The sequence below is a fragment of the Mycobacterium sp. E2497 genome, assembly GCF_001668695.1.
Taxonomy (GTDB): Bacteria; Actinomycetota; Actinomycetes; order Mycobacteriales; family Mycobacteriaceae; genus Mycobacterium.
Genome location: NZ_LZKD01000111.1, coordinates 1 through 6,844 on the forward strand (window position 1 = coordinate 1; position 6,844 = coordinate 6,844).

The window sequence follows — 6,844 nt, forward strand, 5'->3', positions numbered from 1 at the left end:
CTCCGGCTCAGGCTGCTCGCCGATGGGCGGCAGGTAGCGATTGGCGCTCGGCATCGGCGGTGGCCGGCGTGGTCGGCGGTGATCGCCCTCATCGGCGGGGTAGTTGGCCGTGCCCGGATGCTGGTGGGCGGCCCCGTTGCGAGGCCGACGACCCGGATTCGAGGCCACGCGGCCCTGATCGTCACGCCGCCGTCCAGACACGTCCTGATTCTCCCTCATGCCGACGACATGCGTCTGCAGGTAACGGGGCGTGGCTCGCCAACCTAGTATTGGAAACGCAATGCAGGAAGGGGACAGCGTGACGGGGCCCATCGAGGAATCCGCCGTGGCGACCGTGGCCGAGTGGCCCGAGGGGTTGGCGGCCGTGCTTACGGGCGCGGTGGACCAGGCCAGGGCTGCGGCCGTGGAGTTCAGCGGGGCCGACGCCGTCGGCGACTACCTGGGCGTCAGCTACGAGGACCCCGCCGCGGCCACCCACCGGTTTCTTGCGCATCTGCACGGCTATCAGGGCTGGCAGTGGGCCGTCGTCGTCGCCGCCCACCAGCATCCGGGCACGGCCAACTACCCCGCCGATGAGGGCGATCACCGCCGACCACGCCGGCCACCGCCGATGCCGAGCGCCAATCGCTACCTGCCGCCCATCGGCGAGCAGCCTGAGCCGGAGCGCCGCGACAGCACACCGCCGCGCGGTACGCCGACCGGTGAGCGGATCACCGTCACCCGCGCCGCCGCGCTGCGCAGCCGTGAGATGGGTTCGCGGATGTACTGGATGGTGCAACGCGCCGCCACCGCCGACGGCGCCGACAAGTCCGGTCTGACCGCGTTGACGTGGCCGGTGGTGGCCAACTTCGCGGTGGACGCCGCGATGGCGGTGGCGCTGGCAAACACGCTGTTCTTCGCGGCGGCCACCGGGGAGAGCAAGGGCCGGGTCGCGTTGTATCTGCTGATCACCATCGCGCCGTTCGCGGTCATCGCGCCGCTCATCGGCCCGGCGCTGGACCGGCTGCAGCACGGCCGGCGCGTCGCACTCGCCGCGTCGTTCGCCCTGCGCACCGCGTTGGCGCTGGTGCTGATCATGAACTACGACGGTGCCACCGGCAGCTACCCGTCGTGGGTGCTCTACCCTTGCGCGCTGGCCATGATGGTGTTCTCCAAATCGTTCAGCGTGCTGCGCAGCGCGGTGACCCCGCGGGTCATGCCGCCGACGATCGACCTGGTGCGGGTGAACTCCCGGCTGACCGTCTTCGGCCTCCTCGGCGGCACCATCGCCGGCGGTGCCGTCGCGGCCGGCGTCGAGTTCGCCTGCACTCACCTGTTCAAGTTGCCCGGCGCGCTGTTCGTCGTCATCGCGGTCACCGTCACGGGCGCCTTGCTGTCCATGCGGATCCCGCGCTGGGTCGAGGTGACGGCGGGCGAGGTGCCGGCCACCCTGAGCTACCGCCAGGACAGCGAGCCGCAACGGCGACGCTGGCCCGACGAGGTCAAAAAGGTCGGCGGGACGCTGCGACAACCGCTGGGCCGCAACATCATTACGTCATTGTGGGGCAACTGCACCATCAAGGTCATGGTCGGCTTCCTGTTCTTGTACCCGGCGTTTGTCGCCAAGGCGCACCAGGCCAACGGCTGGGTCCAGCTGGGCATGCTCGGGATGATCGGCGCGGCGGCCGGCATCGGTAATTTCGCCGGCAACTTCGCGGCCGCGCGCCTGCAACTGGGCCGGCCGGCCGTGTTGGTGGTGCGCTGCACGCTGGCGGTCTCGGCGGTCGCGCTGGCGGCCTCGGTGGCGGGCACCCTGGCGGCGGCCGTGCTCGCCACCCTGGTCACGTCGGGCTCCAGCGCGATCGCAAAGGCCTCGCTGGACGCCTCGTTGCAGAACGACTTGCCCGAGGAGTCGCGGGCCTCGGGATTCGGGCGTTCGGAGTCGACCCTGCAGCTGGCCTGGGTGCTGGGTGGCGCGGTGGGCGTCTTGGTCTACACCGAGCTGTGGATCGGCTTCACCGTCGTCACGGCGCTGCTCATCCTCGGGTTGGCGCAGACACTCGTCAGCTTTCAAGGGAATTCGCTGATCCCCGGGCTCGGCGGCAACCGGCCCGTCATGGTCGAGCAGGAGGGCGCGCGGCGCGGCAGCCCGGCGGTGGTGCCCGAGTGAAACGCGGTGTGGCCGTGCTGCTCGCCGGCGTTATGACTGTGTTGTGTGCGGCCGTCGGCGTCGGCACCTGGCTGCTGGTGCACCCATCGGGTCCGCAGCGCCCGGAGATCAGCGCCTATTCGCACGGCCACCTCGCCAGGGTGGGGCCCTATCTGTACTGCAACGTGCTCAACCTCGACGACTGTGACACCCCGCAAACCCAGGGCGAACTGAAGGTCAGCGAGCGCTATCCCGTACAGCTCTCGGTGCCCGACGCGATCTACCGGGCGCCGTGGCGGCTCTTGCAGGTGTACGAGGACCCGACCAACACCACCAGCACCATCTTTCGCCCGAACACCCGGTTCGCGGTCACCGTCCCCCCTGTCGACCCACACCGTGGGCGCGTAGTCGGGATCGTCGTGCAGTTGCTGACGCTGGTGATGGACCCAGCCGGCGAACTGCGCGATGTCCCGCACGCGGAATGGTCAGTGCGACTGACGTATTCGTGACCCTGACCGGCCCTGGTCGCCGAGCGTCGAGTTGATCAGGCCCCGTGCCCGGCGGGCACCCGCTCCCCTTCGACCGGCGGCCCGGGCGGGGTCCCATCGCCGAATGGCCTGCCGCCCAAGGAATCCCGGCCATGCGGAGACAGCCAGCCCGTCAGGTCCGGCCCCTTGGGCACAATGCCGGTGGGGTTGATGTCGGCGTGCACGATGTAATAGTGCTGCTTGATCTGGACGAAGTCGACGGTGTCACCGAACCCCGGCGTCTGGAACAGGTCGCGCGCATACGCCCACAACACCGGCAGCTCGCTCAGCTTGCTGCGGTTGCACTTGAAATGTCCGTGATAGACCGGATCAAACCGGGCCAGCGTGGTGAACAACCGCACGTCGGCCTCGGTTATGGTGTCGCCCACCAGATATCGCTGGCCGGTCAGGCGGTCGCTCACCCAATCCAGCGCGGCGAACAGCCGGTCGTAGGCCGCGTCGTAGGCCTCTTGCGATCCGGCGAAGCCGCATCGGTACACGCCGTTGTTGATCTCGGTGTAGACGCGCTTGTTCACCTCGTCGATCTCGTCGCGCAGCCGCTCGGGGTAGAGCTCCGGTGCGCCGTCGCGGTGGTAGGCGGTCCATTCCGTCGAGAAATCCAGCGTGATCTGTGCGAAGTCGTTGGTGACCACCGCGCCGGACGGGATGTCGACGATCGCCGGAACGGTGATGCCCTTCGGATAGTCGGGGAAGCGCTTGAAGTACGCGTCCTGTAGCCGCGGGATTTGCAGCACGGGGTCGACGCCGCCGGGATCGAGGTCGAACGTCCAGCTGCGTTCGTCGTGGGTGGGTCCGCAAAACCCAATGGAGAGAGCGCTTTCCAAGCCGAGCAAGCGGCGGACGATGATGGCGCGGTTCGCCCACGGGCAAGCGCGGGCGACGATGAGCCGGTACCGGCCGGGCTCCACCGGATACCCGTCGCGTCCGTCGGCGGTGACCCGGGTGGTGATGTAGTTGGTGTCGCGGTTGAAGTCACCTTTTCCGGCGACGTAGGCGGCCATGGGGACAATTCTGCCCCAGGCCGGCGACTGCCGGTCGTCCCCGACGGTCGCCGCCGGGCGTGCGCGAGAAGCTAGGCGTCGAGCTCGCGGGCGACGGCCCGAACGACCTCGGACACCCGTCGGGCCGTCTTACGGTCCGGATAGCGACCCTTGCGCAACTCGGGCTGTACGGCGCCCTCCAGCAGCGTGATCATGTCCTCGACCATGCCGTGCAGTTCGTCGGGGCTGTGCTTGTGCTCGGCGGGCACCTCGCGGCGGCCCTGAGCCTTGGTGAGGCTGGGCGGCGGCTCAATCAGCTTGAGGCTCAGCGCCTGGGGGCCGCGCCGCCCGGAGGCGATGCCGAACTCCACACGCTGGCCCGCTTTGAGCGCCTCGACCCCAGCGGGCAACGCCGACGAGCGGACGTACACGTCTTCGCCGTCCTCCTGCGACAGGAAGCCAAACCCCTTGTCGGCGTCGTACCACTTAACCTTGCCGGTCGGCACTGGTCTCACCTGCTTGTCTAACGGATCAATAGAATGGCCAACAGAATAAGCGTCCCGCCTGCGCAGGACGCCGTTTGGTCTGTAGATCCTACTCGGACGCTTCCCTGGCGAGCACCCCCGTTCTCCCCCACTCGGTAGGCTGGGCGTCAACGGTGGAGGAGATATGCGCCTGATCCTGAACATCATCTGGCTCGTGTTCGGCGGCCTGTGGATGGCCGTCGGGTATCTGGCCGCGGCGCTCCTCAGCTTCGTGCTCATCATCACCATCCCGTTCGGTTTTGCGTCTCTGCGCATCGCCTCCTACGCGTTGTGGCCGTTCGGCCGCACCATCGTCGACAAGCCGACCGCCGGGACGGGTGCCCTCATCGGGAACGTCATCTGGGTGCTGTTGTTCGGGATCTGGCTGGCGATCGGCCACCTGCTCAGTGCGCTGGCGATGGCGATCACCATCGTCGGCATTCCACTGGCGCTGGCCAACCTCAAGCTGATCCCGGTGTCGTTGATGCCCCTGGGCAAGGAGATCGTTCCGGTCAGTTCACCGTTTCACTACCCGGCGGTGGCCGCATGACGCTCACCGCGCTGGGTCTCCCGAGGGTGCCGGGCCGTGCCGACGGCACCGCCGCGGACGCGCCGACCACGGGTCCGTTGGTGGACACCTACGGCCGAGTCGCCACCGATCTGCGCGTCTCGCTGACCGACCGCTGCAACCTGCGGTGCAACTACTGCATGCCGGCCGAGGGGCTGGATTGGCTGCCCGGCGAGCAGCTGTTGCGGCCCGACGAGCTGGCGCGGCTGATGCACATCGCCGTCACCCGGCTGGGCGTCACCAGCGTGCGGTTCACCGGCGGCGAGCCCCTGTTGGCGCGGCACCTCGAAGAGGTGGTCGCCGCGGCGGCCGGCCTGCGGCCGCGCCCGGAGATCTCGCTGACCACCAATGGCGTCGGGCTGGCGCGACGGGCCGCGGGCCTCGCACGGGCGGGCCTGAACCGGGTCAATGTGTCGATGGACAGCGTCGATCGCGAGCACTTCGCGGCGATCACCCGCCGGGACCGACTCGAGGACGTGCTCGCCGGCCTGGCGGCCGCCCATGACGCCGGCCTGACGCCGGTGAAGGTGAACGCCGTCCTCGACCCCGTCACCGGGCGGGAGGACGTCGTCGAATTGCTGCGGTTCTGCCTCGAGCGCGGCCACCAGTTGCGGGTCATCGAGCAGATGCCACTGGACGCCGGGCACCAATGGCGCCGTGGCGCCGCATTGAGCGCCGACGACGTGCTTGACACGCTGCGGCCCCACTTCCGGCTACGTCCCGACCCGGCGCCGCGCGGGTCGGCGCCCGCCGAGCTCTGGCTGGTCGACACCGGCCCGGGGACGCCGAGCGGCAAGTTCGGTGTCATCGCGTCGGTCTCCCACGCTTTCTGTTCGGCCTGTGATCGCACCCGCCTGACGGCCGATGGCCAAGTCCGCAGCTGCCTGTTTTCCGCCGAGGAGACCGATCTTCGGACCCTGCTGCGCACCGGCGCCTCCGACGACGCGATCGAAACGGCGTGGCGGATCGCGATGTGGGGCAAGCCCGCGGGTCACGGCATCAACGATCCGAGCTTCATCCAGCCCGACCGTCCGATGAGCGCGATCGGTGGCTAGCCCCATGGGTCAAGCGTCCGTCCAGCAAGACGGGATTCAGGTGACGGTGCGCTACTTCGCGGCCGCGCGGGCGGCGGCGGGGGCCGAGTCGGAGACGGTGGTGGTGCGCCCCGGCACCACGGTGGCCGAGCTGGTCGAGCGCCTCGCCGTGCGGGGCTCCCGCCTCGCCACGGTGTTGGACAGGTGTTCCTACCTGTGCGACGGGGTCGCCGTCCGCGACGAGACCGCACCGTTACGCACCGGAAACACGATCGACGTTCTACCCCCCTTCGCCGGCGGCTGAAACTGTGAAATATCTCACGTAACGGAACGATAACGGGGTAATCACGCTCCGATATCGGGTGCTATGACCTGCGCGAATGCCACATGGTGCGGACGTTTTCGCAGATGGCCGAGAGGGAAACGCCCGGTTGCGCAGAACGTGACGGGACCAACAGAAACCGCTACCTTTCTCCGAAGGCTCGCCAAGACAATCGAATTGGTGAACCTCCCCTCCTATCGCGCCGAGCTCCATCCAATAGGCAGGGGCCCACCGACCAACATGGATGGAGACGGGGGACCCACCGGTTCACCGTGATCGGATCGGGGCCGCATGCGGCCCCTTGGGGTGAAGCCGACGTCGTTTCACAGCGGATGCTCGCTGAATTCGATGACGGCCGGGTGGCCTCTCCAACCCGAACCCGACAGCTGACCTCGCAGGCGCGTGACGAGAGAGGAATTTTTACGGCCTATGAGTGGACGTCACCGTAAGCCCAGCACGTCAAACATCAGCGTCGCCAAGATCGCCGTCACCGGCGCGGTCCTCGGTGGCGGCAGCATCGCCCTCGCCGGCCAGGCGGCCGCGGCCACCGACGGCGAATGGGACCAGGTAGCCCGCTGCGAATCCGGCGGCAACTGGGCGATCAACACCGGCAACGGTTACCACGGTGGCGTGCAGTTCAGCTCCAGCACGTGGGCGGCGCACGGCGGCGGACAGTACGCCCCGTCGGCGGAATTGGCCACCAAGGAACAGCAGATCGCCGTCGCGGAGCGCGTATTGGC

At 68.6% G+C, this 6,844-nt stretch carries 8 protein-coding genes, 1 pseudogene and 1 riboswitch; of the genes and pseudogenes, 6 read left to right on the plus strand and 3 right to left on the minus strand.

The window, feature by feature from the left end; all coding sequences use genetic code 11:
* Positions 1-201, minus strand: a pseudogene (locus tag A5713_RS29115) (MFS transporter); the annotation flags it as partial.
* A gap of 97 nt (positions 202-298) precedes the next feature.
* Here A5713_RS29115 and A5713_RS08490 point away from each other — a divergent pair.
* A complete protein-coding gene (locus tag A5713_RS08490) occupies positions 299-2,149 on the plus strand; it encodes an MFS transporter (RefSeq protein WP_231980288.1) in 1,851 nt (616 codons plus the stop codon).
* Positions 2,146-2,637: a DUF2771 domain-containing protein gene (locus A5713_RS08495; protein WP_082972848.1), complete on the plus strand. Its 492-nt coding sequence runs from the start codon at positions 2,146-2,148 to the stop codon at positions 2,635-2,637. The genes A5713_RS08490 and A5713_RS08495 overlap by 4 nt, the downstream gene beginning before the upstream one ends.
* Before the next feature lie 35 nt (positions 2,638-2,672).
* Here the strand turns inward: A5713_RS08495 and A5713_RS08500 are convergent, their stop codons facing one another.
* Both A5713_RS08500 and A5713_RS08505 read right to left on the minus strand, forming a co-directional pair.
* Entirely contained in the window at positions 2,673-3,677 is a 1,005-nt protein-coding gene (locus tag A5713_RS08500) for a glutathione S-transferase family protein (protein ID WP_068094573.1), read from the minus strand.
* A gap of 71 nt (positions 3,678-3,748) precedes the next feature.
* Positions 3,749-4,162, minus strand: a complete 414-nt coding sequence (locus tag A5713_RS08505) for a cold-shock protein (RefSeq protein WP_068094576.1) — start codon at positions 4,160-4,162, stop codon at positions 3,749-3,751.
* 163 nt (positions 4,163-4,325) lie between these two features.
* Here A5713_RS08505 and A5713_RS08510 point away from each other — a divergent pair, with 163 nt between their 5' ends.
* From A5713_RS08510 to A5713_RS08525, 4 genes are all read left to right on the plus strand, one after another.
* Entirely contained in the window at positions 4,326-4,730 is a 405-nt protein-coding gene (locus A5713_RS08510) for a YccF domain-containing protein (RefSeq protein ID WP_068094578.1), read from the plus strand.
* Positions 4,727-5,803 carry a GTP 3',8-cyclase MoaA gene (gene moaA / locus A5713_RS08515; RefSeq protein WP_067925109.1) on the plus strand — a complete coding sequence of 359 codons (1,077 nt, stop codon included), beginning with the start codon at positions 4,727-4,729 and terminating at the stop codon, positions 5,801-5,803. The genes A5713_RS08510 and moaA overlap by 4 nt, the downstream gene beginning before the upstream one ends.
* A 4-nt stretch (positions 5,804-5,807) precedes the next feature.
* A complete protein-coding gene (locus A5713_RS08520; RefSeq protein ID WP_067925107.1) occupies positions 5,808-6,086 on the plus strand; it encodes a MoaD/ThiS family protein in 279 nt (92 codons plus the stop codon).
* Positions 6,087-6,294: 208 nt separating this feature from the next.
* Positions 6,295-6,521: riboswitch (cyclic di-AMP (ydaO/yuaA leader) on the plus strand.
* A 12-nt stretch (positions 6,522-6,533) separates the two neighbouring features.
* The coding region (locus A5713_RS08525) for a transglycosylase family protein (protein WP_197516341.1) at positions 6,534-6,844 on the plus strand (311 nt) is incomplete at its 3' end.

What these genes read in the sequence shown, in the direction of transcription:
- A5713_RS08500 (WP_068094573.1), bottom strand. Translation starts at nt 3,677, where the DNA reads ATGGCCGCCTACGTCGCCGGAAAAGGTGACTTCAACCGCGACACCAAC.
- A5713_RS08510 (WP_068094578.1), top strand. Translation starts at nt 4,326, where the DNA reads ATGCGCCTGATCCTGAACATCATCTGGCTCGTGTTCGGCGGCCTGTGG.
- moaA (WP_067925109.1), top strand. Translation starts at nt 4,727, where the DNA reads ATGACGCTCACCGCGCTGGGTCTCCCGAGGGTGCCGGGCCGTGCCGAC.
- A5713_RS08520 (WP_067925107.1), top strand. Translation starts at nt 5,808, where the DNA reads ATGGGTCAAGCGTCCGTCCAGCAAGACGGGATTCAGGTGACGGTGCGC.